Source organism: Haloferax volcanii DS2, from assembly GCF_000025685.1.
In the GTDB taxonomy this organism is placed as follows: domain Archaea; phylum Halobacteriota; class Halobacteria; order Halobacteriales; family Haloferacaceae; genus Haloferax; species Haloferax volcanii.
This window is the reverse complement of record NC_013967.1, coordinates 2,031,959-2,058,282: the sequence shown is the minus strand read 5'-3', so window position 1 is coordinate 2,058,282 and position 26,324 is coordinate 2,031,959. Positions and strand designations below refer to the sequence as shown.

Here is a 26,324-nt window from a genome sequence, read left to right as displayed (position 1 = left end):
GATGATTGCAGTCGTGCAGTTCGGCGGCTCGAACTGCGACCGCGACGCCGTGCGCGCGCTGTCGGACCTCGGGTTCGAGGCCGAGCGCGTCTGGCACGAAGACCCCCTGCCCGAGGAGACGACGGGTATCGTGCTCCCCGGCGGCTTCTCGTACGGCGACTACCTGCGCGGCGGCGCGATGGCCGCCCGCTCGCCCATCATGGAGTCGGTCCGCGAGGCGGCCGACGACGGCGTCCCCGTCCTCGGCGTCTGCAACGGCGCACAAATCGGCTGCGAGTCCGGGCTCACCCCCGGCGCGTTCACGACGAACGCGAGCGCCCGCTTCCAGTGCGAACACGTCTACCTCCGCGTCGAGAACGCCGACACGCGCTGGACCGCGGCGTACGACGAAGGCGAGGTCATCGAACTGCCCATCGCCCACGGCGAGGGTCGCTTCGAACTCGACGCCGAGCGCTACGAAGAACTCGAAGCCGACGACCGAATCCTGTTCCGCTACTGCGACGCGGAGGGCAACGTCACCGACGAGGCGAACCCCAACGGGTCGCTCGGCAACGTCGCGGGCGTCCTCGGCGACAGCGAGTCCGTCGCGGTGCTGATGCCCCACCCCGAGCGGGCGTCGCTACCGCAACTCGGCAACACCGACGGTCGGGGCGTGCTGGCGGGCTTCGAGGGATAGTAGTATAAAAAAGACCGTCCGCCGCGGTGGCGGACGGCACGGGGCCGGTGAGCGAACGGAGCGGCGTACACGATGAGCGATGTTGGAGTGTCGAGGGTTCCGGCCCGCGTGCCGTGTGCTATGGAGCGAGAGCGCAGGGAGCGTCCGTGGCGACCCACGCCTCGGCGTTCTCCTCCTCGCGAATCTCGAACCACCCATCCGCGTAGTAGACGGTCTTGTACGTGTGTTTCGTCATGATGGTGGGCGGTTCGGATGGACACGTCCGAACCACCGAATATGACAACGACTCACACCCTCTTTGATACGAATATCCTATTCGACGGTTAGGAGCCTGTTACTTTCGGATAGCACCCCCTAACGCGGCCGAATGAGGGAAAACGACGCGGGATTGTGGACGAACGGTCGGAGATGCGGACGGGCGACGCTGCGGTTCGGGTTCGGGTTCAGCGAGTGTACGCCCGCGCCAAGGCGAACGTCGGCGGTGGCGCTCAGTCGCGCGACTCGGCGCGCTTACTTCACGAGCGGCATGTTGTAGCTCGTCTCGTTGTCGAGGACGAACTCCCAGGTCGCCTCGCAGTCGCAGGACACCTGGTCGAAGACGCTCGGGTCCTGCCGGAGGTTGAAGTCCTTGACCGCCTTGAACACGAGTTCGTCGCAGTCACCGCAGTTGTGCGCGCCGCGCTCTTGGCCGCCGCCGACGGGGTCGGAGACGACGATGGCGTCCACGTCAACCGTCTCGCCGAGCGCCTCTGCGACCGACCAGAGCCACGGCGGGCGGTAGCCGCCGTTGAAGAATAGCTCGTCGACCATCGTGTAGCGCTGGACGTTCGTCGGGTTCATCGAGACGGTGTGGCAGTTGTCGACCGCCGCACACCGGCGGATGGAGGACTTCATGTCGTCGAGCGCCTCGGACTCCGAGAGGAACGGCGGCTTCATCAGGAGGTACGCCTTGACGCCGCCGCCGGCCGCGGCGGCCTCCTCGCAGGCGTCCTCGAAGTCCGCGAAGTCGAAGTACTTGTTCACGCAGTCGTGGCGGACGCGGTCGGTGGCGGTTTCGAGGCCGATTGCCACGTCGGTGTCGAGGCCGCGGTCGGTGAAGTCCGCGAGTTTCTCGCGCGTGACGAAATCCGGCAGCGACTCGACGACCATCCGGTCGCGGTCGGCAAACGTCTCGGCGATGGCGTCTCGGGTCTCGGCGGGCACCTCGCGCTCGTCGAGGAACGAGCCGGAGGTGTAAATCTTGATGAGCCCCGCCTTTTCGCCGTCGTCCATCTCCTCGGCCTCGTGGTCGAGACAGACCTGAATCTGGTCCATCAGCGCCTCGTGGGCGACGGTGCCGCCCTCGACGGACTCCGCGACGTAGCCGCACATCGTACAGCCGCCGGCGCGGGCCCACCGGCAGCCGCCGGTGTTGAGGATAATCGTCAGCGAGTCGTAGACGCCGTCGGGCGTGTTGTCCTCGTCTATCCACACCCGAGTGGGCTCGTGGGGGTCGTAGGTCTTCTGCTTTTGCGAACGGATGTCGCGCATCACCTTGTTGTGCGCGTCCATCCCGCGTCCCCGTTCGTAGACCTCGGGGCTCGGCTTACTCATTGGATACCCGTATCGGACGGGTGCGTAAAGCGGCTTCGTCTGGGGGCGGCGGGCGGCGGTCGCCGGCCCGTCCCGCCGTCACATGTTCCGCGAGATGTAGCGGTCGATGTCGGAAACGAGCGACGGCCGGAACGTCCAGTAGCCCTCCCAGCGCTTCGGCTCGGTCTCCAAGGCGAGGAGGGCGACGGGCTGGTCCGGTTCCACGTCGTCGAGACGCCCGTCGCTCGCCGCAGTTCGGTCGCCCGGTTCAGCCTCGACCGACTCGTCTTCGGGCGGCGTGTAGACGACGAACCACGAGTCGTAGAAGTCGTCCGTGTAGCCGCCGTGGGTCACGAGGTTCGAGTTGGTCGGCGGCGACCAGTCCGGGATGCCGTAGATGTGGGTCTGCACGTCGGTCGACGCGACCTTCTTGTAGACCGCTCGCGTCCCGCGCTCGTCTTCGATTCGGGAGAGTCGCTGGAACGACGACCGGAGCCTGCCGTTGCCGGCGCGCCACGCGTGGCGCTCGATGTACCGCGAAATCGCCACGAGGAGCAGTTTCTCCTTGTCCGATTCGGGATAGCCACGAAGCGAGAACGGCACGTCGTCGAGTCGGGTGAGCACCGACGGAAGTTCGAACTCGTCGAGCTTCGCCTGCCCCGTCTTGTAGAGGTCGGAGTTCACGAGGAGGACGGAGTTCATCACCTCCTCCAGCGGCGAGGTCGCGACGACCTCGTGCCCCTCGGCCGTCTGCTCGGTGAGCACGACCACGTCGTCGCCGCGCGCGTCGTCGGAGAGTTCGTCGACGTCGACCGGCTGGTCGGCGAACGTGATTTCGAGCATCCGCTGTACGGGGTCGGGAGCCGAGCGATTGACTACCGAGAGCGACCGGCTCGCGGTGTCAATCGCGCCGAGGAAGCTGGCGAGTCCCATCGATTCGTGAGAACGACTGACTGCCGACGGAATAGCTGTTTTGGAGGCCGGTGTCGCGACGGCGGAGCGCCGCGTCGCGGGGGGCAGCGGCCGCGACAGACGTTCATATGCGCCGCGCCCGTATGAGGGGTATGGAGCGCCGCACGCTCCTCTCGCTTCTCGCGGGCGGCGGCGAGTCGTTCGACCGCACGCTCGCGCTCGACCCCGACGAGGCCCGCGAACTCGTCCCCGTGACGACCTCCGGGCCGCACGCCGTCTCGGTGAGCCTCGAAACCGGCGCGGCAACCTCGGGAACGTGGTGGTCCTGTCCGCCGCGCGGCCCCGCGAGTGTCGTCGTCGACGCCACCGGAACCGTCTCGCTCCGGGCCGCCGGCCCGCAACCGGGATGAGTCGCACGGATTGCCGCAATCCCGAGACAGTCCGGCGCCGGCTCGCGTCGGCGTAACCTCGAACGGTTACGTCGAGGTGGGAATCACTAACCCGACAGCGACCGTATATAATCAACGAGGATTACAATGACTGAACTCGGTGGTTATCACGACAGGGTCGCTCGGGTGGATCTGTCGTCCGGCGACATCGCGTACGAGGGAATCGACGACGAGGACGCAAAGAAGTACATCGGGGCCCGCGGCCTCGGCGTGAAGTACGTCTTCGACCAGGGACCGGACGTGGACCCGCTCGGACCGGACAACCTCCTCGCGTTCATGACCGGCCCGCTCACCGGTACGCAGACCGTGATGAGCGGCCGAATCGCGGTCGTGACGAAATCCCCGCTCACGGGGACCGTCACCGACTCGCACCACGGCGGCTGGAGCGGCGCGCGGCTCAAGTGGTCCGGCTTCGACGGCCTCCTGTTCACGGGCAAGGCCGAGCGGCCGAGCTACGCCGTCGTCGAAGACGGCGAACTGACGCTCCACGACGCCGAACACCTCTGGGGAAAGGGCGTCCACGAGACAATCGAGGAGCTCGAAGGCGAGGTCGAAGGGAGCCTCGGCAAGAACCTCTCGATAATGGCTATCGGCCCCGGCGGCGAAAACGAGGTCAAGTACGGCTGTATCGTCAACGAGGACGACCGCGCGTCCGGCCGCGGCGGTACGGGGGCGGTCATGGGCTCGAAGAACCTCAAGGCGATCGTCGTGAAGTCCGGCACGCGGATGCCGAAGCCCGCCGACGCCGACACGTTCAAGCAGGGCTACCAGCAGGCGATGCAGCTCATCCGCGAGTCCGAGGTCACCGCGCCCAACGAGGGCGGCCTGTCGCTGTACGGGACGAACGTCCTGATGAACGCGGGCGAGGAGCTCGACGGCCTCCCGACGAAAAACGGGAAGTACACCTCGACCGCGGCGATGCGAGACGCCGAGGGCGCGGACATCGACTCCGAGCGCGTCTCCGGCGAGAACGTCCGCGAGAACATCCTCGTCGACGAGCCGACGTGTCACTCCTGCCCGGTCGCCTGTAAGAAGGAAGTCGAGGTGTCGGTGATGCACAAAGGCGAGGAGATGAACGTCCGCGGCGAGTCCTACGAGTACGAGTCCGCCTACGCGCTGGGCCCGAACTCCGGGCACACCGAGCGCGACGAAATCGCCGTCATGATCGACCGCTGTAACGACATGGGGGTCGACACCATCGAGGTGGGCAACATGATGGCGATGGCGATGGAGATGTCCGAACAGGGCAAGCTCGACGGCCTGAGCGAGCAGCTCGACTGGGGCGACACCGAGCGCATGATAGACCTCATCACCGAGATTGCGAACCGCGGCGGCGACCTCGCGGACGCGCTCGCGGAGGGCGCAAACGGCCTCGCCGAGCGCTTCGACGCCCACGACAACTCGCTGGCCGTCAAGGGCCAGACTATCCCGGCGTACGACCCCCGCTGCATGAAGGGCATGGGCATCGGCTACGCCACCTCGAACCGCGGCGCGTGTCACCTCCGCGGCTACACGCCGTCCGCCGAGATTCTCGGCATCCCGGAGAAACACGACCCCCACGAGTGGCGCGGGAAGGGCGAACTCGTGGCGCTGTTCCAGGACATGCACGCCATCTCGGACTCGTTCGACATCTGCAAGTTCAACGCGTTCGCGGAGGGTATCGAGGAGTACGTCCTGCAGTACAACGGCATGACCGGCCGCGACGTGACCGAAGAGGAACTGCTCGAAACCGGCGACCGCATCTACACGTTAGAGCGGTACTACAACAACCTCGCCGGCTTCGACGGCGCCGACGACTCGCTGCCGGGACGCTTCGTCGAGGGCGACGGGGCGATGCCGGGACAGGGCGCGTCCGAGGGGCAACTGTGCGAACTCGACGAGATGAAAGAAGAGTACTACGCTCGTCGCCAGTGGGTCGACGGCATCGTCCCCGACGAGCGTCTCGACGAACTCGGCATCGACATCGGCCCCGGCACGGGCGTCTCCCGCGGCGACTCGCCCGCACCCGCCGACGACTGAGCCGACGACCGAGCCGACGCCGTTCGGTCCAATCGGCTCCCGCGCGAATCCGAATCACGCCTTTTTCGACCGATTGCGAACCGCGGAGACGAGTCGCCCGACGAGCGACGCCACCGCCCCGCCGAGCCCGCCGAAGACGACGCCGTACACCAGCCCGGAGAACGCCCCCCAAAGCGGGAGGCCGACGGAGTCGCCGTCGAGGTCGGTCGGGTGGAACCCGGTCGAACCGACGCAGACGAACCCCTCCGCGTTCGGGGGCACGTCACCGAGGCCGACGCGGGCGACGAGCGCGGTGACTGCGACGGCGGCGGCGAAGCCGACGGCGACGGACGACCCGGTGGCGAACCCCTCGGCGGGGCGTCGAGACCACGCCGTGAGGCGCGCCGTGACGACGCCGGCGAGAAAGAGGCAGGCGGGCGGCAGCGCGCCCAGCCAGTACCACGGGTCGGCGGGGCCGTCGAGTCCGTCGACGAGGTTTCGGAGGACGACCGCGTGCCCGGGACCGGTCGTCTCGACGAGGCGGACGGGTAGGCCCATCGCGCCGCCGAACGTCCAGACGGGGACGAACGGGGCCGGAACGGGCTTGCCGCCGGTCATCTCGGTCGCGGCGTCGAGCGTGGAAAACGGGCCGTCGGTGGCGAGGGCGAGCCAGCCGGCGACCGCGACCGTGCCGACGACGAACGCGGCGACGCCGGCGGCGAACCCGGTCGGCAGGAGAGGGCGACCCTCGTCGTCGCGGGGGAGCGAGAAGAGGCGCGGGAACGGAGAGGGCATACGTGCGGTCGTGGTCGCCCGCGGGACGAGTATCTTGGGGGGATGCGACGGGTCAACGAACAGGGCTGACAGCGGCTCAGACGACGAACCGGAGGACCCAGAGCGCGCCCATGCCGACGAGGATGGTGGCGAGCACGCGTTCTGTGTACCACGCGGCGAGCGCGGCCAGCGCGCCCGCGACGAGTTTGTCGTTGCCGACGGAGACCGCGAGGTCGCCGGATGGAGCCAAGAGCGCGGGGAAGACGAGCGCGGCGAACACGGCCGCGGGGACGTACTCCAAGGCCGACTCGACCGCCGGCGGCACGTCGTCGATGCGGCCGAACAGGTAGATGAACGACCCGCGGATGGCGAACGTGAGGACGCCCGCGAGGGCGATGACGAGCCAGACGGTCGCCGAGTCGTAGCCGGTCGGCATTCAGGCGTCGCCTCCGAGCGAGTCGACCGCGAGGCCGGCGAGGACGCCGACGACGGCCGCGACGATGATGTCGAGGTGGAACGGGACGCCCGCGACGACGACGCCGGTGGCGACGAGGCCGCCGACCAGACACGACGCGCCGGAGGCGCGGTCCTTCAGCGTGGGGACGAGCAGGGCGAGAAAGACCAGCGGCGCGGCGAAGTCGAAGCCCCACTCGGGCGGGAGCCCGGAGCCGAGGAGCGCGCCGGCGACGGTCGTCACCTGCCAGACGAGCCACAGCGACGCGCCCGCACCGACGTAGTACGCGAAGCGGTCGGTCTCGCCGTCGCGGCCGTAGCGGGCGATTGAGACGGCGTACGCCTGGTCGGTCAGCAGGTACGACGCGAGCGCCTTCGACCGGGCGGTCAGGTCGCGGAAGTAGGGCGCGATAGAGGCCGAGTACATCATCGTCCGCAGGTTGATGACGACCGCCGTGCCGACGACGATAGCCAGCGGCGCGTCCGCACCGAGGAGTTCTATCATGGCGAGCTGCGACGCACCGGCGAAGACGACACTGGAGAACCCGAGGGCGTGCGCGACCGACAGCCCCTGCTCGACGGCCGCGACGCCGGCGACGAGGCCGAACGGCGCGATGCCGAGTTGGAGCGGCCCCGCGGCCCGGACGCCGTCGAGGAGGTCGGAGGAAACGGTTGGCATCTGTCGGTAGCAGGGCACCGTCCCCAAAATAGCCGTCTATCGTCGGGCGGATTGCCGGCTTTTTCCCTCCCGACTGACGACGGCGACCTCGCGGATTTCGAGCGCCGTCTCGAACTCGTCGCGGCGGTCGGCGTCCGCGCCGACCCGCCGGAGGTGTTCGGCGTGCGCCCGGCGGACGGCGTCGACCTCACGGTGGGAAAAGTCGAGGTCGAGCCCCTTCGTGTCCCAGTGGCCCAGCGGGACGAGATACACCGCCGCGTCGTCGTCCTCGCGGACGCACTCGAACCCCTGTGCGTACTCGGTCGCCCGCCCGTCGAGGTACGCCTGCGCCCGGTCGAGCAGCCGCGGCAGACTGCTGGCGGGGACGCTCGCCTTCGCGGCCGCGAGCATGATGGCCGTGCCGTCGATGGCACCCCCGCGGGGCGCGCCGTCGTCGCCGTCGGGTGCGAGGCGCTCGCTGAGTCGTTCGCGACCCGGTCGCCGGTCGCCGTCGGCCCCCACGGTCATCCCCCCGCGCGCATCGCCTTGCGGGCGAACCGCTCGACGAGGTCGTCGAGCGTCTCCTCGTCGCCCTCGAACGCGAGTTGCACTTCGGTGAGCTGGATACTGCTCGTTATCGTGACCTCCTCGGTCTCGATGTCGACGGCCCAGTCGGGACCGACCACGCGGCCGTCGCCGTCGGCCTCGCCGCCGAGCCCTTCGAGGTACTGAATCGCGAGGCGGGGCGAGATGCCGCGGAAGGCCCGCTGTCGGCGCGCCACGTCAGCCCCCCGCGACCGGCGGGAAGACGCTCACGGCGTCCCCGTCGTCGAGCGCCGTGGCCATCCCGTCGAGGTGGACCACCTCGCGCCCGTTTTTCAGCACGTTCACGTGCGGCTTGACCTCGCCGTCCTCGATGAGTCGGCCGGCGAGGCCGTCGTACTCCGCTTCCAGCGACCGGAGGACATCTCCGACCGTCGCGTCGTCGTCGACCCGCCAGTAGATGGACTTCTGACCCACCACCTCTCGAAACGTCGCGAAGAAGCGTAATTCGAGTTCCATACCCCTTGTCGGCGTCCACGAGACAAAAAGGTACGTCGCGGCGAGGACGCGGAGGCGTTTCACTCGCCGTTATTCGGGACAGTAATTCAAATAAACTGCAATATTTCTGCCAGAAAGTTCTTAACTGATAACGTTGAGACCGCGTCCGGTGGTCTCGTTCGAACGAACATCTCAGACGACTTCGAGAGCGATTGGCGCGGGTCGAGACGGCGAGGGCGAGCGGTCCCGCCGGCGACGCTCGACCCGTCACAGCGTCGTGCCGAACGACCCGGCAGATTACCGGCCCGCGTCCCGAACTTCGATGCGGCCGACGGACTCGACGGTGACGACGAAGTCGGCGTAGTCGAATTCGAGCGAGGCACCCGAGACGCGCGGAGCGCCCGGCGTGTCGCGGCCGAACAGGGTATCGAGGGCGTCGGTGTCTACGTGGTCTGTGAGCGGCGGCAGGTCCGCGTCGCCGCGGGCGTGTTTGTCCACGGCTGCGGCGACCGCCTCAGAGACCGGTTCGGTACGCTCGCAGTCGTACCAAACACGCGTCGGTTCGTACTCAGTTCGTGTCCGTGTGTCAGATGTGATGATGGTCTCGTCCCCCCAGTATCGTCCGTCTGATACGTCGTCTCGATGTGTTATATTTCTTGCGTACTATCGGTATGTTCCCTTGATAGTGCCGTTCTAATGCAATACTGTGCTGGCGAGCGGGGACCGGCGACGCAGCGAACGCGGTTCGGTGTCGTGGAAACGAGCGGACGGCTGGAAGAACGGAGAGAAGCGCGTGACCGAACCGAGAACCGACCGAAACGGGATGTGGGACGGGACGGGACGAATCGGAGCAAAATGAGACGATAGGACGAAGCGGAGACGCGGGAGACGCACCTAACCCCTCGCGAACACGCGCTGTCAGGGCACGTCAGTCAGGCGGCCGGCGTCACGTCGGTGCCCCACGTGACGCGCCGGTACGACGCGTCGAGCGCCTGTGCGTCCTCCGGGAGGAGCGCCGCGACGAGGAACGTCGGGTACTGCTCGAAGTGGTCGACCAGCGCGGCGATGCGCCCGGCGTCGATGGCCTCGACCGAGTCGAGGAGCATGAACGGAACCTCCTCGTACACCTCGTGGACGAGGTAGCCCGCGAGGGCGAACACGAGGCCGACGACCTCGCGCTCGCTTTCGCTGAGGTGGTCGATGGAGTCTTCGTACACCGCGCCGGAGTCGGACGCGCGGACGATGTGGAGTTCGAACTGGGCTTTTTCGACCTTGCGACGCCCCTCGCGGACCCGGCGTTCGACGCGCTCCAGCCAGACGCGCTCGATGTTGTCGTAGCCGAGGAGGTCGAGCACCGTCTCCATCTCCTCGTTGAACGACTCGACCGCCGCGGCCGTGAGCGACCGAATCCGGGTCCGTGCGGCTTCGAGCTCCTCGTTCACCTGCTCGCGTTCGCGTTCGAGTTCCTCGCGTTCGTCGAACCGGTCGTCGAGTTCGTCGAGTTCGTCGTGGACCGACGCGAGGTCGTCGCGCGTCCGGTCGAGAGCGAACTCGACTTCGTTGAGCTCTCTGTGGAGTTCGATGAGGTCGCCTTCCCCTCCGCTCTGTCCGCGGAGTTCGGACGCGTCGGCTTCGAGCGCGTCGACTTGTTCGGCGAGCTCCTCGCGCCGGTCGGTCAGCGACTCGATTTGTCCCGTTCGGCGGTCGAGTTCGTCTTCGAGCCGCCGGAGTTTATCGCGGAGCTTCCGGCGGTCGCGCTCGGCCTGTTCCGCCGCCCGCATCGAGCGTTCGAGCTCGTCGAGTTCGCGGCGGAGCTCGGCGCGTTCCTCGCGCTTTTCGTCTCTGACCTCGCGGAGCCGGTCGGTCGTCCCCCGAATCTGGTCGCGGTCGACCTCGGTGCCGCAGGTCCAGCAGGTGGTCGTCTCCGACGAGACGAGTTGGTCCGTCACCGAACCGTCGCCGTCCGCGCCCAGCGAATCCTCGACGAGACCCGCCTTCCCGTCGAGCACGTCTTCGGTGTACTGGACGACGGTCTGAAGCTCCGAAATCGTCGAGTTGAGCGACTCGATGCGCGACCGAACCGACTCGATTCGGTCGCTCGCCTCGCCGCGGTCGACCGCCTCGGCGTCGAACGAGTCGAGTTCCGACTGGAGTTCGGAGCGCTCCTCGCGGAGCGATTCGACGCTCTCGCGCTCGCTCTGGAGGCGGAAACGGACGCTCTCGAGGTCCGACCGCGCGGACTGGAGCTCCGAAAGCACCTCGTCTAATTCGGCTTGGTGCTCGCGTTGCGTCTCGACCGTCCGGTCTTCGGCCTCGATTTCGGCTTCGATGTCGTCCCGCTCGGCTTCGAGCGCCTCGATTTCGGCTTCGAGGTCGTCGCGTTTCGATTCGAGCGACCGCCGGTCGGCGTCGAGCGAGTCCAGCGAGTCGAGTCGGCGCTCGACCTGCGTGCGACGCGACTGGAGGCGCTCGATTTCGGCCTCGATGGCGTCGGTGTCGACCAGGGACATGATGACGTCGTAGAGGTCGCGCTCCGCGACGACCGCCCGCCGCGCCTCGTTCGAGCCGAGGAGGAACGCAAAGCGGTCCGCGGTCGCCGCGTCTCGGAGATAGGGCGTCCCGTCGGTCGAGACTGTCCCGTTCTCACGCGAGAGGAGGCGAGTGTACGTCCGGCCGTCGAGTTCGAGTTCGACCGACCCCTCGTCGGCGTCGCCTTTGAGGCTGATCGCGTCGCTCCCGCACGCGCCCATGAGCGCCCGCAGGAACGACGTTCGGTTCGTCGCGTTGCGGCCGGTGAGCACGGTCACGCCGGGGTCGAGCCTGACGCGCCGCTCGTCGATACCGCCGATGTTTCGTATGCGTACAGTCGCCGCCTGAAGTGCCTCTGAATCGTTCATGTGTCGGATGTGGATGTGTTGGTGAGCCCGAATCGCTACTCGTCTCGCTCGCGTTCGCAGTCGCAGTGCCCGGAGGAGAGAAGCGCCGTCGGGGTCATTCGAGTGTCACAGTCGGTACAGGTGACTCTGATGTCGACTTCGACCTCGTACGCGCCGATGAAGACCCGCTCGGCCTTCACCAAGCGGTCGACGACGTCGATGGTCACGGTACGAAGTCGGGACCGGAGCTTTCGAATCGTCGCGAGTCCCGCCTCGGTGGCGTCCGTCTCGTCGTCGTCATCGTCTTCGCGTTCGACGTTTCGGTGTCGCTTGAGGTAGTTGTACACCGACTGGTAGGAGATGATGTCGGCCTCTAGCTGCTCGACATCGACGCCGCGTTCGCGGAGCGTGTTCCGCGCGTCGGTGCGACTCCCTGCGGTCACGTCGTCGCCGGTCAGGAGGCGGTAGAAGTTCTCCGCCTCCCCGTCGAGGACGTGTGCGCCGGCCTCATCGAGTGCGGCCCGGATGAGGCGCTTGTTCACGTCGCCTTCCAGTTCGCGGAGGCTCCGCTGCGCTCGGCCATCGCCGAGCCACGCATCGACGAGGTCGTCGCCGAGACCGTCGAGGCCGTAGCGATTCGCGATGCGTTCTATCTTCGGACCTCGGCCGCCGCGGCGGGAAACCGACCTTCCAGAGTCTCGCATTGTGACTTCGCCGGCGGAAGCTTAGCGTGCAGTACCCTAAACGTTACCCATGGATTATCAGACGTGATAAAACTAGAACACAAACGAGTTACACGATTTGAGCCCTCGTTCGTGCGGATTTCGGGGTGGAGCGTCGAAATATCAGAAGGAGAGATAGCCGAGACCCACCCGACTGCGGTCGGTTTTCACTATCACTCCGCCCGAACTGTCACCCAGAGGTGGACTTCGCGGTAGGCGTTGTCCGCCGTCGGTGCCGCCGGCGGCGCGCCCTCGTAGAGGAGGTACGTCAGCCGCAGGCGCTCGCCCGTCATCGTCGGGCGGACCTCGTGCGGTTCGTGCCACGTCTCGTTGTGTTCGAGTCGGGGCGTGAACGTCCGAAGCCGCTCGGACTCCAGGACGGTCGTCGAGTTGTTCGACACCTCGACGCGCTGGAGCACGGTGACGACGGTGTAGTTCACCGTCCGGTGTTCTTGGTTGCCGACGCCGAGGACGAGCGACGCTGGCTCGCCGCGGACGAGTTCCTCGGGGTAGTTGTCGGCGGTGAGTTCGTCGTTCCCGTCTTCGGTCAGGAGGTACAGTTCGGTGAACGACTCGCCGTCTTTCGGCACCGCCACCGCGTAGCCGACGCTGGCGGTCGCGAGCACCACGCTCACGACGAGGACGACGTTCAGCATCGCGTCGGTCCGCGACGCCGGGCTGAACAGTTCGTCGCGCGCGGCGGCGAACCAGCGCTCGTACGGAACCACAAGCCGCTCGTCCTCGGGGAGCGCCGACCGCCGGGTCGCCGCGAACGCCGTCGCGACGAGCGTGAAGCCGCTCAGGGTGACGAGGATAGGACCGAGTCGAATCCCCCACGGCGTGAAGTTGAGGACGAGACCGAGGAGCGGGACGACGGCGATGCTCGTTCCGAACGACAGCGCCACCCGTTCGATACCGTCGATACCGCCCATTCGGTCGCGGTCCTCGGCGTCTATCGGCGGGCCGCGCTCGGGAAACAGCGCCGCGATGAGCGCGTAGCCGGGGAGGAAAAGCGAGAACACCAAGCCGGCGATGTCCCGGAGCGGCGTCTCCGCCAGTCCGGGCGTGAGCGTCACGACGAGCGTGAGCGCGACCCCCGCGACGACGACCGCGAGGTCGGCCGGAAGGCTGCGGACAGGCTCGGGGAGGAACAACCGCCAGTCTCGGCGCTGCGACATCTACCCGAGGTGGGAGGCACGAACACAAAAATCATTTGTCACCCGCGGCTCCGCGAGCGCGCTACTCGACCGCGCCGACCGCTTCCGAGGCGTCCGCATCGCCGTCGGAATCTGGCGAGTCCGTCGCGTCGGGCGCTGCCGTGCCGGCGAGCGAGCGGGCCGTCTCGACCAGTTCGGCGGCCGCTTCGTCGCTCACCGACAGCCCGCTGTAAGCCGCGCGCTCGTAGCCCGCGGTCAACGATTCGAGCGCGTCGGCGGGCGCGACGCCGGCGTCGACACACCGGTCGCAGAACTCCCAGTGGGTCGCGGCGTCGTCCACGCCTGCGGCGGGTCCGAGCGACTGTCTGACGCCCGCGTAGGCGACGACCACCGCGTCGTTCGGCCGGCCAGCGTCGAGCGCGTCGACCGCCGCGTCCAGCGCCGGTGTCCCCGTCGTCACCGAGTCCGGCTCGGACGAGTCGTCGGTGTCCGACGCGGTCGGTTCGTCGTCAACCGTCGTTGTCGTCGCCGACGCGCCGGCGCGGTTCCGCCGGAGGAGAACGGCGGCAACGAGGCCGACCACCGCGGTCCCGGCGACGACCCACGCGAGGTCGAGCGGAAGGCCGCCGGACGCGTCGTTTCCGGCTCCGGCCGCGGCGGGACCGTCCACGAGCCGGACGCTCGCCGTCGCGGCGGACGATTCGAGGTTCGTCCCCCCGCCGTCGAACGCGGCCGAGACGGTCGCGTTCTCGGCGCTGGCGTCGCTCGGGAGGTCGAACGTCGCCCGGTACGCCCCCGACTCGTTGGTCGACGCCGACGCGACCTCCCGCCCGGCGACGCCGACGGCGACCGGCTGGCCGGACACGGCCTCGCCCTCGTCGGTTTCGAGGCGGCCGTCGACGACGACCGTCCCGTTCCCGGCCTCGCGGGCGCTCGCGTCGAGCGCCGTCCCCTCGGTTTCGAGCGGGACCGACACCGCCGCCGGGGCGAACGTCACCGCCCTACCGTCGCCGTCGGGCGCGACGCGAATCGACGCCGCGCCCGTCGCGGTCGCCGGGACGGTCGTCGAGACGGTCGACTGGCCGCTCGCGTTCGTCGCCGACGCGGTCGCCGACGACTCGGCAAAACTCGCGGCGAGCGGGTAGTTCGGAACCGGCGTCCCGTTCACGCGGAGCGTCGCGCGAACCGAGACGCCGTCGGCGTAGCCGTAGGCCGGCGCGGCCGGCTCCGACAGCCCCGCGGTCGCGTTCACCTGCGAGACGGCCACGGGGACGACCCGCTCCGTCGCCTGATACACCGACGTGTCGTTCGGGAGATACCGGACGGTGACCGAGGAACTGCCGGCCGGAATCCGCGCCGGCCGGTAGGTCAGTTCGAACGAGCCGTCGGCGTCGACCGCGGTTCGAATCGTCTGTCCGCCGACCGCGAAGCGGGCTGTCGACCCCGTCACCGGCGTGCCGTCGTCGGCGACGAGCGACCCCGAAAGCACGAGCGGGTCGGTAAAGGAGATGTTCCGGTCGTAGTCGTCGACGGTGAGGCTGGTGGCGACGAACTCGCGGGAGACGATTTCGTCGCGCTGTTCGGAGACGTTCGCCTGCACCGCCTCGATTTGGGTGCTGCTCTCCGTCAGGTCGCCGTCCGTCCGGTTCGAGATGACGTCGAACGCCGTCAGTAGTCGGTCGGACTGCGACTCGCCGTCCTCGGCGAGCCGCGTCAGCTCGCGGGCGAGTTCGCGGGCGCGCTCGTCGTCTCCGGCCCGCCTCGCCGCCTCGTACTCGCGACGGGTCTCGTGGAACTCGCTGACGGTGTCGACGTACGCCCGCTGGGTCTCGACGACGGTCCGGTACTCCTCGCTCGCGCCGTCGCCGTCGGTCTCGGTCTCGCCTTCGACGTCGACGTACTTGCCGAGCGAGTCGTCGTAGTCGTCGCCGAGCGCCGCCCGCGCGGCCTCGTACTCGCCCCGACTGAGTCGCAGCGTGCTCGCGCCGATGTCGCCGTTGAGCTCGCCCGAGAGGTACGAAAGCAGGCGGTCGAGTTCGTTCTCTCCGTCGACCTCGTCGGGGTTCTCGTGGATGACACCGGTGCTGTTGTCCGTCTCGTTCCCGGTCTGTCGCGGCGGGGTCGCGGCCGTCCCGAGTGCCGACCGGTCAGCGTCTGCTCCGGGCGACGCCGGGACGGTCGCGGACTGCGCGGCAGTGTCGGCGGCCGCTCCCGCGGGGACTGCCGCCGCCGACGCTGTCGCGACGAGACAGGCGACGACCAACATCGTCCAAAGCAACCGTGCCGGGCGGCCCCATGCTCCACGCACTACTCGTAGTCAGACGGGGGGACGTAATGGGTTTTGGCATTCGGCTGACGCTCGGCCGCGACCTCAGAGGCGCGATTCGCAGACTGCGATGCGTTAACGTTGGGTTTAACCTCCGGTTGAAGCCGCGACCGCGGCGTGAATCGCGGGGTCCGCGCGACCGACTGCGGCCCGCTCCAACACAAACATTCAACTTCGGGGGCACGAATCGAATCCACGATGCTTCCGACCCGCCGGTGGGCCGCACTCGCAGGCGTCGCCTGCTTCCTCGCCGTCTACGCGGTCGTCCTCGACGAGCCGACGCCGCTCGTCGCCGCCTGCGGTCTCGTCGCGTGGCTCGTCGTCGCGCAGGTCGAGGCCGTCGGGGCGATGCGCGCCGTCGACCGCGACCTCTCGGCGTCCGTCTCGGTCGAGCCCACGTCGGTGTTCGTCGGCGACCGCGCCGCGGTGACGCTGACGGCGTCGCTGTCCGAGGCCGTCGACGCGCCCGTCGAAGTCGAACTCGTCGCGCCGCCGAGCGTGAACGCGCCGGAGCGGGCGCGCCGGACGGTCAGTCTCGCCCCCGGCGAGACCGAGGGGTCGGTCACGTGCAGCGTCGAACTCCCCATCGCCGGGCGAATCGCCTTCGACGAGGTCGGCGTCGATATCGACGGGCGCGCCGGCTTCTTCACCGAGTCGGTGACGCTCGACGCCGACGCCCGCTGTCTGGTCGAACCGCCGGCCCCCGAGGGAATCCACGTCGGGCGCGGCGGCAAACTGGTCGGCACGACGTTCGGTGACCACTCCAGCGACCAGACCGGACCGGGGCTCGTCCCCCACGAGACGCGGCAGTACCTCCCCGGCGACACGCTGTCGCAGATTGACTGGAAGACCACCGCCCGGATGAACCACCCGTACATCCGCGAGTTCGAATCTGAGTCCGACTACCTGCTGTCGCTCGTGGTCGACTGCGGGTCGCACATGAACCGCGGCCCGACCGGGCGGACGATGCTGTCGTACGCGCGCGAAATCGCGCTCGGCCTCGTCGACGCCGCGGAGTCCCACGGCGACCCCGTCTCGACGCAGTTCGTCGGCGACGACGCGATGGAGTGGGAGTTCGGCCCCTCCTCCTCGTCGAACGCCTACCAGACGGTTCGGCGGCGACTGCTCTCGATGGAGCCGACCGCCAGCCCGCGCCGCCCGGTCGACGCGTCCCGCCCGGTCGCCCCGGAAGACGCCCGCAAGCGGAGTCGCCTCCTCGACGACGACTCGGCGTTCGCGGCGACGCTCCGCCCGTATCTCCGCGACGGCGAAAGCTACGTCTCGCGGGTCAGCGACCGGCCGCTTTTCGACGCGGTGAAATCCGCGTGCTCGCGGTCGAACAGACAGGACCACCTCGTGCTCGTCACCGACGACTCGGCGAAAGTCGAGACCTACGAGGCGGTCGTCGTCGCATCGAAGCGGAGCAGCCAGACGAGCGTCTTCCTCACGCCGACGACGTTCTTCGACGACGCCGCCGACGCGGCGGCCACGGACTTCGCGGCCGGACTCGTCGCCTTCGAGGAGTTCAGAAAGCTCCTCGAACGGCTGCCGAACGTCACCGTCTACGAGGTCGCCCCGAAGAGCGCGATGGCACTGGCGACGGCGCGGGCCACCACAGCGGAGTGAACACCGATGGAGACACCTGTGAACCAGAGCGAACTGACGATTCGAACCGTGTTGGACGCGAACGAGCTCACCCCGATGGACGCGGCGGGCGTCCTCTGTTTCACGCTCGCGGTGGGGCTGGCCAGCGGGCCGTGGGGCGTCGCCGCCGGCGTCCTCGTCCTCGTCGCGGCGGCGGCGACCGGGGGACCGCTCGCGTTCGTCGTCGCCCAACTGACCGCCGTCTCGCTGTTCGGAGACGCCGGCCTCGTCGCGGTCGGGGGCGCGCAGCTCGCCGCGTTCCCGCTCCTCGCGAGCGCCGCGTACGGGTGGCCGCCGGACCGCGCTCGACTCGCCCGGCTGGCGGCGGGCTACGTCGTCGCCCTCGGGGTCGCGTGGGCGCTGTGGTCGACGCTTCGGTGGGCGTGGCAGGCCGCGGCGGTCGCCGCCGTCCTCGCCGCGGCGGTCGCCTACGGGATCCACCGATACGAGCGCGTCGCCCTCGGTCTCGTTGACGCGCCGGGGGCGGAGCGATGAGCGCGGACGACCCCGACCGTCTCGACGAGGGGCTGGCGAACGGCGAGACCCACGCGGTCGTGTCGGCTGCGACCGAGCGCGACGGCGACGCCGGCCGAACCGGCACCGGCGACACCGGCGACCCCGACGCCGACGCCGACCGCGCCGAACTCGCCGGGCTCCGGCGCGAGAACGTCCGGCTCAGACAGCGCTACGAAGCGCTCCGAGAGGGGCAGTACCGGCGGACCGCGGTCGCGCTGACCGCGCTCGGCGTCGCCGGACTGCTCGGCGGGGCGCTGTTTCCGCCCGTTCGCGAGACGCTCGTCGTCCTCGGGGCTATCGGGCTGTTCGCCGCCGCGGTGACCCGATATCTCAGCCCCGAGCGGTTCATCTCCGTCGGCGTCGGCGCGTCGGTGTTCGGCGCGCACGCGGGCAACCACGCCGCCGTCGTCGACGAGCTCGGGTTGCAGGACGCGACCGTCTACGTCCCCGACGCCGACCGCGACAGCGTCCGCCTGTTCGTCCCGGAGCACCGCGCCTACGCGCTTCCCGACGCCGAGGCGCTCCGGGACACCTTCGTCGTCACCGACGACGAACTGGCCCGCGGCGTCGCGTTCGACCCCAGCGGCGGCGGCCTGTTCGACGAGTTCGAGCGAAGTCTCGACGGTCCCCTCGGCGACGACCCCGAGACGCTGGCGCGACAGGCGACCGACGCGCTCGTGGAACTGTTCGAACTCGCCGGGGCCGCGACCGCCGAGACGGACGCCGCGGACGGTCGCCTGACGGTCCGCGTCGAGGACTGTCGGTTCGCCGCCGCCGAGACGTTCGACACGCCGGTCGCGTCGTTGGTCGCCGTGGTCGTCGCCCGCGGCCTCGATGCGCCGGTCGTCACGGAGGTCGCCGCCGGCGAGGAGATGGATTTCGCCGTCACCTGCCGGTGGGAGGTCGGAGGCGACGAAGAGACCGAGACCGAGACCGAGCCGTCGGCGGACGCGGCGGACGGCACGACCGAAACGAGAAGAGAGACCGAGAACGCAGACCCCGACGAGCGCCGATAGGTCGCCGGCTCGCGCTCAGTCGTCGTCGCCCGCGACCGAGGTCGTCGTCGACTCGTCGAGACCGACTTCGGGCGTCGGAACGGTGTCGACGACCTCCTCGACGACGTCTCGGGGGTCGCGCCCGCTGATGTCCGCCTCGGTCCCGAGAACGAGGCGGTGCGACATGATGATGGGCGCGAGTCGCTTCACGTCGTCCGGAATCACGTAGTCGCGGCCGCGAATCGCCGCGGCGGCCTTCCCGGCCCGCAGGAAGGCCAGCGAGGCGCGGGGCGACGCGCCGAAATCGACCGCGGCGTGCGTCCGCGTCGCGCCGACGAGGTCGAGGATGTAGTCGAACACCTTGTCGTCGACGTGGACGCCCGTGACGACCTGCCGGGCCTCCCCGATGTCGGCGTCGTCGATGACGTTCGAGATGTCCGAGGGCTTGAGCGACGGCGAGCGGTCGAACCGTTCGAGAATCTCCCGCTCGTCGGCCCGTTCGGGGAGGTCGACGACGACCTTGAACTGGAAGCGGTCGCGCTGGGCCTCCGGGAGATTGAACGTCCCCTCGTACTCGATGGGGTTCTGCGTGGCGACGACTATGAACGGATAGGGGAGCTTGAGCGTCTCGCCCTCGATTGTCACCTGTCCCTCCTCCATCGCTTCGAGGAGCGCGGACTGCGTCTTCGGCGTCGCGCGGTTTATCTCGTCCGCGAGGACGACGTTCGAGAACACCGGCCCCCGCTGGAGTTCGAACTCACCGAGGTTCTCGCGGTAGATGTGGGTGCCCGTGATGTCGGCAGGCAACACGTCGGGCGTCATCTGAATCCGCTGGTAGTCGAGGTTCGCGGCGTGGGCGAACAGGTTGGCAATCGTCGTCTTAGCCACGCCCGGAACCCCTTCGAGGAGGACGTGCCCGTTCGTCAGCAACGCGATGGTGAGCGCCTCAATCGCGTCTTCGTTCCCGACGAGGAGTTGCGACGTCTCGTCCAGGATGGTCTCGTAGACCTCTTCGGGAGCACTCATATGGCAACAGTCGGGACGGCGGCCACATATAACTGCGGTCTCCGCGACCCCGCGAGACGGACAGCGAGGCAACAGCGCCGCCCGAGCGTCGAGACGGCCTACGAGAGCCGTCCCTGCCGGGCGACCAACGCGACCGCACCGGCGGCGACGACGCCGAACAGGAGCTGCAGCGCGCCCGAGTCGCGGAGCGCCCGAAGCGCGACTTGCAGCGGCGGGCGCTCCTCGGCGTGCGAGAAGTCCAACACGACGGTCGCCCGGTCAGAGACGAGCGCCGTCGCGAACGCCCGGTTGTCCGGCCGGTCGAGCATCGCGTTGATGAACACGCTCGGGTCGCTCACGACGACCACGTCGCCCGCGCCGAGGCGCTCTCTGGTCACGACGGGGTGCGATTGGAGCGTCTCGTCGTCGTCGAGTTCGCCGTCGTCGTCGCGGTCGAGATACGAGAAGTTCGACGAGCGGACGAGGACGGTGCTTTCGTTCGCCGTCACCGTCGCCGGGTGGTTCAAGCTGAGTTGCGTCACGTTTCGGGTCAGCGGGTCCGCGGCGACACGCGTGGCGACCGGGAGCGCGCCCGATTTGTACTGGTGGCGGTCGTCGCGGAGCGGCGTCCGGTCGATTCGCGCCGACGCGCCCAGTCGGGCGAGCAGGTCGTTGCCGTGCGGCCTGAAGTCGTCGGCGACGACGACGGTCCCGCCGGCGCGGACGAACGCCTCGATGCGGGCGGCCTCGGCGTCGGTGTAGCCCCGCTCGGGCGAGATGACGAACGCGACGGAGCCCGCCGGCGCCGGGTCGACCGCGTCGTACTCGGTGGTGTTGTAGACGACCTCGGTCTCTGCGCCCGCGTCGGCCGCGACCCCGCGGACGCCGGAGCCGCCGTCCCACGCGGCGTTGAACGCGCCGTAGGTGGACGACGAGGTACCCGCGCCGACGCCGACGCCAACGAGCATCGCGACGAGGAGCGCCGCGACCAACAGGTGCGGATAGCCGACCTCGCGGGAGCCGAGGCGCACTCAGAACACCCCCGGCGGGAGGATGTCGAGGATGCGTCTGACCACGATGTAGCCGAAGGCGACGAGGCCGCCGCCGATGAGCCACAGGAGCCGTCGTCGCCACGCGGGCGTCACCGCGACCGGCGCGGTGAGTTCGACGACGACGAGAAAGCCGATGAGCGACACGACGAACACCAACTCGTAGGAAAGCGAATCGAGGAGGACCAAGACGAGGGTCGCGCCGAGCATCCAGGCGAGCTGGGCGCGGATGAATCGCTCGCGTCGTGCCGTTGCCATGTACGGTCGTGGACGGGGCGGGATAACTAAACTATCGCTTGCGGGGGTCGGGCGACGCCCGGATGGCCCCGCGATTACAGGTGGTCGAGCGGCCGGATGCCGGCTATCTGCCGGCTGACCGCGAGCGACGACACGAGGCTCATCACGAACGCGATGGCGAAGCCGCCGGCGAGCACCGCCCGCGGGAGGACGACCACGTCACCGAAGCCGACGAGGAGCTGTGCCAGTCGGTTCAGGCCGACCGCCGCCGGGAACGACAGCGCCACCCCGAGCAGGCCGCCGAACGTGCCGAGGACGAGCGCCTGCGCGACGAGCGTCAGCGACAGCGTCGACGACGACGTACCCAGCGCCTTCAGCGCCGCGAGCTCCCGCTTTTGGTGGTAGACGTGCGACAGCAGGACGTTCACGCTGAGCGCCAGCCCCGCGAGGAGCGCGAGGAAGACGAGGCTCCCGCCGGCGGCCATCACGACCGCCTGGTCGCGCAGAATCTCCGTGAGCTGTTCCTGGTTCGTCCGCACGTCGTAGTCCGGATAGTCCGCTTGGATGTCGGCCGCGACCGCCTCGGGGTCGGCCCCGTCGGCGACGGTGAGCGTCATGAGCGTGGCCGTGTCCGCGCCGGTCGAGCCCGTCACCTCCTGAAGCTCGCTCAGGTGGACCACGACGCTCGGCGTGCCGAGGAACCGAGAGAACGTCGGCGAGACGCCGACGACGGTGAACTCGTTTTCGCGGGCGATTCCCGTGGTGCCGCCGACGTACAGCGAATCACCGACGGAGACGTTCATCATCTCGGCGGTCCGCTGGTCGATGACGACCTCGTGGGTCATCGGCCCGGTGTAGTTGCCGCCGGCGTAGTGGACGTCCGGTCGGCTGAAGCCCGAGCCGTTCGTAATCTGGACCGAGCCGCCGCGGGCGGGTGCGCCGACGCCGACGAGCGTCTCGTAGTCCGATTCGTTGGACCTGACGTACACCGTCTGGAACGACATCGGCGTGACGACTTTCACGTCCTCGCGGGCCTCCAGTTCGGCGTCTAACCCGTGGGCGTCGACGATGCTGTTTTCGAAGCCGCCGACGCCGGTCGGTGAGAACCGGACCGGGCCGCCGGTAATCCACACGTCGCGACCCGCCGCGTCGAACTGCTGTTGGCCCGTCTGTATTACGCCGATACCCGTCCCCGCCAAGAGCGTTGCCGCGAGAACAGCGAGCGTGATGCCGAGGACGGTCAGGACCGTCCGCCCGCGGGCGTGAGAGAGCTGTGAGACCGCGATGCCCGCAGACGCGCGGACCCGAGAGAGTCGCGGGAACCGTGACGACTCCGGGGTCGTGGCTGCGTCCGAACCGCGGTTCGGGTCGGCGTCCTCAGTCATGCGACATCGCCTCCAGAGTGGGGGTCCGCCAGGTGAGCCACGCCGGATAAATCGAGGAGACGAGGCCGATGAGCGCCGCGACCGCGACGCTGTATCCGACGAGCACCGGGTCGAACAGCGCGACCTGCACGCCGAGGAGCTCCCGCGTAATCGCGTTCGTCAGGTAGATGCCGCCGATGCCGGCCACGACGCCGACGACGCCGCCGACGGTGGCGACGACCACCGTCTCGGCGACGACGAGCAACATCTGCGAACTCGTCCGGTAGCCCATCGCCGAGAGCACGGCGAGGTTGCGGCGGTCCGCGTTGACTTCGAGGCCCATCATCGTGGCGACGAACAGCACGCCGACGAGGACGGCGACGACGAGCGAGACGGCGGCCATCGCCAGCGGGAGGCTGGAGGTCGACGCGCCGCGGACGGCGAGGCCGGTCTGGGTGACGACCGAGGTCCGCGGGTAGAGCGCCTCGATGTCGGACCGCACGCCCGCCGAGTCGGTGCTGACGAGCAGTTGGTCCGCGAGGTCGCCCTCGGTCGAGCCGGTCATGGTTTGCAGTTCCGAGAGGTGGACGAGCGCGACCGGGACGGGCCCGACGCCCGACGACAGCGACCCCTCGTGGACGTCGGCGACGGTGAACTCGGCCCGCGAGCCGCCGACGCTCGCGGTCACCTCGTCGCCGGCCGAGACGCCGAGCAGCTCCGCGGCGGCGTCGTTGAGGACGAGTTCGCCGGTTCGGGGACCGTCGTAGCTCCCGTTGGCGTAATGGGGGTCGCCCGGCGTGAGCGCCTCCGTCGAGACGCCGACGACCGAGGTCGGTTCCTCGGGCGGGATGATGCCCGCCGCGAGGACGTACTCGTCGGTCGAGCCGTCTTCGGGCGCGAGCGTCACCAACTGCGTCTGGACCGGCGTGGCGTAGTCCACCCGCTCGTCGCGCGCGAGTCGGTCGGTAATCGCGTGGGTGTCGCCGAGTTGCGGGCTGCCGACCGAGACGGCGACCGACGAGGCCGTGCTGGCCTCGGGGACGACCCAGTAGTCGACGCCCTCGCTCTGGATGGCGTTTTCCGCGCCGAGACCGAGGGCGATGCCGCTGACGGTCGTCATGAGCGTCACGGCGAGGGCGACGCCGATGACGCTCAGAAGCACCTGCTTCGAGGACGTGGTCCGCAGGCGACCGAGGACGCGCCGGCCCGCGAGGCCGACGACGCCGAACAGCCGGTGTCGCCTAGCCATCGCTCACCACGCGGCCGTCGCGGAGGCGGACGACGCGGTCGGCCCGCTCGATGACGTGTTCGTCGTGCGTGGCGACGACGACCGCCCGCTCCGTGGCGGTCTGTTCGATGTAGTCGAGGACGCGTTGGCCCGTCTCGGTGTCCAACTCGCCGGTCGGCTCGTCGGCGATGAGGACCGCGGGGTCGGAGACGAGCGCGCGGGCGATGGCGACGCGCTGTTGCTCGCCGCCGGAGAGTTCCCCCGGCTTGTGGCCGGCGCGGTCGCCGAGCCCCACCTGTTCGAGGAGGTCTTCGGCGCGGGCGCGGCGGTCGCGCTTCGACGCGCCGCGTTCGATGAGCGGGAGCGCGACGTTGCCGCGGGCCGAAAGCGAGGGCAGCAGGTGGAAATGCTGGAAGACGATGCCGATGGTGTCGCGGCGGAGTTTCGTCCGCCCGCGGTTCGACAGCGACCGAACGTCGGTGCCCGCGACCCGGATGTCGCCGCGGGTGGGCGTGTCGAGCGCGGCGAGGAGGTGCAACAGCGTGGACTTACCGCTCCCGCTCGGCCCGGCGATGGCGACGAACTCGCCCGTCGAGACCGAAAGCGAGACGCCGTCGAGCGCGCGGACCGTCGGGGCGTCGGACCCGCGGGAGAAAAACGAGTCGGAGCCGCGGGTGTACTCGCGGACGACCCGCTCGCAACGGAGCGTCGCCGCCGAGTCCGCCGCGGCGGGAGGGCGGTGTTCGGAGACCGAATCAGACATACTGCCACGTGGTCCCCGACGTGACATATACTTGGTGCGTGGAGTCGCGAACGCCGAGAGTCCAGCGCGATTCGACGAACGTCCAGATTCGCGGATCGTGCGGCCCCGCGCCGTCCCCACGGTTGAATAGCCTCGGTGCCGTCCACCTCGGTAGTGTTCCCAATCGGCCACCTCGCGCTCGGATATCTCTCGGTCGCGCTCTTCCGGGTCGGCCGGCGTCGCCCGCTGCCGACCGGGTGGACGCTGGCCGCCGCGCTCGTCGGGTCGCAGTTGCCCGACCTCATCGACAAACCGCTCGCGTACTACGGCGTCCTCGTCAGCGGCCGCTCGCTCGGCCACTCGCTTCTCGTGATGCTGCCCGTGCTCGTCGTCCTCGTCGGCGTCGGCTATCGGCTGGGCTACGGCGAGCACGCGACCGCCCTCGTCGTCGCGACGCTCTCGCACTACCTCGGCGACACCTCCCGGGCGCTCCTCGCCGGCGACTGGGGTTCGATGCAGTTCCTCCTGTGGCCCCTGTTCCCGGCGACCGACTACGCCGCGGACTCGGTGCCGCCGTGGGTCCGCGTCCTCGAATCGCTCGGCGACCCGCGGTACAACTTCCAGTACGCCCTCGCCGCCGTCGCGTTCGGTATCTGGCTGGTCAACCGACTCGACAATCGGCGCGCGCGAGCGGAGCGCTGAGAGGCACAGAAAAACAGGGAGTGACGCGGGGACGCGTTAGCCGACGAGGCGGCGACCGACCGCGAAGACGACGAGCGCGCCGAACAGGACGTGGAGCGCCGTGTTCGGGACTTCCGAAGACGTCGTCGTCTGGGCCGTCGTCGTGGACTCGTTGGGCGTCACGACGTTATCGGTCGTCGTGGTCGCCGTCGGCTCGGTGGCGTCGGTCGTCTCGGTCGACTCGGTGGTCGACGGCTCGTCGTCGTCGGTCGTCGCCGCGGTGTCGGTCGTCGATGTCGACGTGTCGTCGGACTCCGTGGTGGTCGTCTCAGTGGCGTCGTCCGCGGCGCCACCGCCGCCACCGCCGCCACCGCCAGCACCGCCGGAGCCCTCGTCGGGCGTCGACGTGTCGCTCTGTTCGACCACCTCGACCGTCGAGGCGTCGCTCACGCCGATGAGTTCGTTCTCGCCGAGGGCCTGGTCGTCGCCGCGGACGACCGCGTACAGCGAGTAGTCGCCGGCGTCCACGTCGTCGGTGGAGACGGACGCCGAGTAGTGCGTGTCGTTGACCGCCGAGGCGTCGACGCGGAGGTTCTCGGAGTCGTCCGCGAGGACGACCTCGACGGCCTCGATGGACTCACCCGACTCGACCTCGTCGAGTTCGACGGTCACGTCGAGGTCGTCCGACAGCTCGACGCTCTCGGCGGCCTGCGTCGAGACCGCGTAGGCGCGAATCACGAGCGGCTCGCCGGCGTAGACCTCTTCTGTCGACTGGTTGCCGGCGACGACGGCGTAGGTTCCGGGCTCGAGTCCACCGGTTCCGAACTCGCGGCTCGCGTCGCCGGTGGCGTCGGCGGTCCGCCGGAATCGCTGTTCGGAGTCGAGAATCGTGATTGTGTAGTCGCTGTCGCTCGGCGCGTCCACGGAGACCGAGACGGTGTCGCCGGCGTCGGCGCGGCCGACTTGGGTGACGGTGAACTCGCCTTGCGAGGTCGAGACGGTTCTGTCGACGGTGTCGATCGAGCCGTCGATGTCGATGTCGTAGTCGTGGGTCGTCCCCACGGCGGGGGGCGCGACGGCCGCGAGGAGCATCGCGGCAACCACGAGAACGGGAATCGAGACGCGGGGTCGTAGCATCATCGTTCGTTTTGCTCACCGGTGGTAAAAGCTTGTAGGCAGTCGCGCCGGCCGCGGGCGTCGCTGGACCGGTCGAAGAAATGAGAGATGAAAAAAGGGACGAACCGCGCGG

26 protein-coding genes and 1 pseudogene are annotated in these 26,324 nt (G+C 69.1%); 7 read left to right on the top strand and 20 right to left on the bottom strand.

What is annotated here, in order from left to right:
- Window position 1: 1 nt before the first annotated feature.
- Complete coding sequence (gene purQ / locus HVO_RS15225; protein WP_004042080.1) at window positions 2-676, top strand: phosphoribosylformylglycinamidine synthase I; 675 nt, start codon at window positions 2-4, stop codon at window positions 674-676.
- 510 nt (window positions 677-1,186) lie between these two features.
- Here the strand turns inward: purQ and HVO_RS15220 are convergent.
- On the bottom strand, window positions 1,187-2,269 hold the full coding sequence (locus HVO_RS15220; RefSeq protein ID WP_004042078.1) for an archaeosine biosynthesis radical SAM protein RaSEA: 1,083 nt from the start codon (window positions 2,267-2,269) through the stop codon (window positions 1,187-1,189).
- Between the two features lie 78 nt (window positions 2,270-2,347).
- Window positions 2,348-3,181, bottom strand: a complete 834-nt coding sequence (locus tag HVO_RS15215; protein ID WP_004042077.1) for a DICT sensory domain-containing protein — start codon at window positions 3,179-3,181, stop codon at window positions 2,348-2,350.
- A gap of 161 nt (window positions 3,182-3,342) precedes the next feature.
- On the opposite strand from HVO_RS15215, the pseudogene HVO_RS15210 reads away from it, so the two are divergent.
- Both HVO_RS15210 and HVO_RS15205 read left to right on the top strand, forming a co-directional pair.
- Window positions 3,343-3,570: pseudogene (locus HVO_RS15210) on the top strand (MerP protein); the annotation flags it as partial.
- Window positions 3,571-3,696: 126 nt separating this feature from the next.
- Window positions 3,697-5,628 (top strand): aldehyde ferredoxin oxidoreductase family protein, encoded by a 1,932-nt coding sequence (locus HVO_RS15205; RefSeq protein ID WP_004042075.1) that lies wholly within the window; start codon window positions 3,697-3,699, stop codon window positions 5,626-5,628.
- Between the two features lie 54 nt (window positions 5,629-5,682).
- Here HVO_RS15205 and HVO_RS15200 read toward each other — a convergent pair whose 3' ends face one another.
- The 11 genes from HVO_RS15200 to HVO_RS15150 all read right to left on the bottom strand — a co-directional run bounded on the left by HVO_RS15200 (window position 5,683) and on the right by HVO_RS15150 (window position 15,554).
- The gene (locus HVO_RS15200; RefSeq protein WP_004042074.1) at window positions 5,683-6,402 is read right to left on the bottom strand and encodes a hypothetical protein; all 720 of its coding nucleotides are present in this window, start codon (window positions 6,400-6,402) and stop codon (window positions 5,683-5,685) included.
- 76 nt (window positions 6,403-6,478) lie between these two features.
- Window positions 6,479-6,817: an AzlD domain-containing protein gene (locus HVO_RS15195; RefSeq protein ID WP_004042073.1), complete on the bottom strand. Its 339-nt coding sequence runs from the start codon at window positions 6,815-6,817 to the stop codon at window positions 6,479-6,481.
- Window positions 6,818-7,513 (bottom strand): AzlC family ABC transporter permease, encoded by a 696-nt coding sequence (locus HVO_RS15190; protein WP_004042072.1) that lies wholly within the window; start codon window positions 7,511-7,513, stop codon window positions 6,818-6,820.
- 36 nt (window positions 7,514-7,549) lie between these two features.
- Window positions 7,550-8,020 carry a hypothetical protein gene (locus HVO_RS15185; protein ID WP_004042071.1) on the bottom strand — a complete coding sequence of 157 codons (471 nt, stop codon included), beginning with the start codon at window positions 8,018-8,020 and terminating at the stop codon, window positions 7,550-7,552.
- Complete coding sequence (locus HVO_RS15180) at window positions 8,017-8,274, bottom strand: hypothetical protein (protein ID WP_004042070.1); 258 nt, start codon at window positions 8,272-8,274, stop codon at window positions 8,017-8,019. Before HVO_RS15180 ends, HVO_RS15185 begins: the two co-directional genes overlap by 4 nt.
- Before the next feature lies 1 nt (window position 8,275).
- A complete protein-coding gene (gene samp3 / locus HVO_RS15175) occupies window positions 8,276-8,554 on the bottom strand; it encodes a ubiquitin-like modifier protein SAMP3 (protein ID WP_004042069.1) in 279 nt (92 codons plus the stop codon).
- A gap of 276 nt (window positions 8,555-8,830) precedes the next feature.
- Window positions 8,831-9,130: a HalOD1 output domain-containing protein gene (locus tag HVO_RS15170; protein ID WP_158543171.1), complete on the bottom strand. Its 300-nt coding sequence runs from the start codon at window positions 9,128-9,130 to the stop codon at window positions 8,831-8,833.
- A 335-nt stretch (window positions 9,131-9,465) separates the two neighbouring features.
- A complete protein-coding gene (locus HVO_RS15165) occupies window positions 9,466-11,430 on the bottom strand; it encodes an archaea-specific SMC-related protein (RefSeq protein ID WP_004042067.1) in 1,965 nt (654 codons plus the stop codon).
- Window positions 11,431-11,465: 35 nt separating this feature from the next.
- Window positions 11,466-12,113: a rod-determining factor RdfA gene (gene rdfA / locus HVO_RS15160; RefSeq protein ID WP_004042066.1), complete on the bottom strand. Its 648-nt coding sequence runs from the start codon at window positions 12,111-12,113 to the stop codon at window positions 11,466-11,468.
- A 191-nt stretch (window positions 12,114-12,304) separates the two neighbouring features.
- Window positions 12,305-13,309: a DUF1616 domain-containing protein gene (locus tag HVO_RS15155; RefSeq protein ID WP_004042065.1), complete on the bottom strand. Its 1,005-nt coding sequence runs from the start codon at window positions 13,307-13,309 to the stop codon at window positions 12,305-12,307.
- A gap of 61 nt (window positions 13,310-13,370) precedes the next feature.
- Entirely contained in the window at window positions 13,371-15,554 is a 2,184-nt protein-coding gene (locus HVO_RS15150; RefSeq protein ID WP_004042064.1) for a DUF4129 domain-containing protein, read from the bottom strand.
- Between the two features lie 258 nt (window positions 15,555-15,812).
- Between HVO_RS15150 and HVO_RS15145 the strand changes: the two genes are divergently transcribed.
- The 3 genes from HVO_RS15145 to HVO_RS15135 are packed head-to-tail and all read left to right on the top strand — an operon-like array spanning window position 15,813 to window position 18,790.
- Complete coding sequence (locus HVO_RS15145; RefSeq protein WP_004042063.1) at window positions 15,813-17,240, top strand: DUF58 domain-containing protein; 1,428 nt, start codon at window positions 15,813-15,815, stop codon at window positions 17,238-17,240.
- Between the two features lie 18 nt (window positions 17,241-17,258).
- Complete coding sequence (locus HVO_RS15140) at window positions 17,259-17,753, top strand: hypothetical protein (protein WP_013035352.1); 495 nt, start codon at window positions 17,259-17,261, stop codon at window positions 17,751-17,753.
- The gene (locus HVO_RS15135) at window positions 17,750-18,790 is read left to right on the top strand and encodes a hypothetical protein (protein ID WP_004042061.1); all 1,041 of its coding nucleotides are present in this window, start codon (window positions 17,750-17,752) and stop codon (window positions 18,788-18,790) included. The genes HVO_RS15140 and HVO_RS15135 overlap by 4 nt, the downstream gene beginning before the upstream one ends.
- Before the next feature lie 15 nt (window positions 18,791-18,805).
- On the opposite strand, the gene HVO_RS15130 is transcribed toward HVO_RS15135, so the two are convergent.
- The 6 genes from HVO_RS15130 to HVO_RS15105 form a co-directional block, all read right to left on the bottom strand.
- A complete protein-coding gene (locus HVO_RS15130; protein WP_004042060.1) occupies window positions 18,806-19,795 on the bottom strand; it encodes an AAA family ATPase in 990 nt (329 codons plus the stop codon).
- 98 nt (window positions 19,796-19,893) lie between these two features.
- On the bottom strand, window positions 19,894-20,805 hold the full coding sequence (locus HVO_RS15125; RefSeq protein ID WP_004042059.1) for a DUF4350 domain-containing protein: 912 nt from the start codon (window positions 20,803-20,805) through the stop codon (window positions 19,894-19,896).
- Window positions 20,806-21,081 carry a hypothetical protein gene (locus HVO_RS15120; protein ID WP_004042058.1) on the bottom strand — a complete coding sequence of 92 codons (276 nt, stop codon included), beginning with the start codon at window positions 21,079-21,081 and terminating at the stop codon, window positions 20,806-20,808.
- 74 nt (window positions 21,082-21,155) lie between these two features.
- Window positions 21,156-22,445, bottom strand: coding sequence for an ABC transporter permease (locus tag HVO_RS15115; RefSeq protein ID WP_004042054.1), 1,290 nt, complete (start codon window positions 22,443-22,445; stop codon window positions 21,156-21,158).
- Complete coding sequence (locus HVO_RS15110) at window positions 22,438-23,673, bottom strand: FtsX-like permease family protein (protein ID WP_004042050.1); 1,236 nt, start codon at window positions 23,671-23,673, stop codon at window positions 22,438-22,440. The genes HVO_RS15115 and HVO_RS15110 overlap by 8 nt, the downstream gene beginning before the upstream one ends.
- Window positions 23,666-24,415: an ABC transporter ATP-binding protein gene (locus tag HVO_RS15105; RefSeq protein ID WP_004042048.1), complete on the bottom strand. Its 750-nt coding sequence runs from the start codon at window positions 24,413-24,415 to the stop codon at window positions 23,666-23,668. The genes HVO_RS15110 and HVO_RS15105 overlap by 8 nt, the downstream gene beginning before the upstream one ends.
- Window positions 24,416-24,568: 153 nt before the next feature.
- Between HVO_RS15105 and HVO_RS15100 the strand changes: the two genes are divergently transcribed.
- Window positions 24,569-25,096, top strand: coding sequence for a metal-dependent hydrolase (locus tag HVO_RS15100; RefSeq protein WP_004042046.1), 528 nt, complete (start codon window positions 24,569-24,571; stop codon window positions 25,094-25,096).
- Between the two features lie 36 nt (window positions 25,097-25,132).
- Here HVO_RS15100 and HVO_RS15095 read toward each other — a convergent pair whose 3' ends face one another.
- Window positions 25,133-26,215, bottom strand: a complete 1,083-nt coding sequence (locus tag HVO_RS15095; protein ID WP_004042045.1) for a hypothetical protein — start codon at window positions 26,213-26,215, stop codon at window positions 25,133-25,135.
- Window positions 26,216-26,324: the final 109 nt, after the last annotated feature.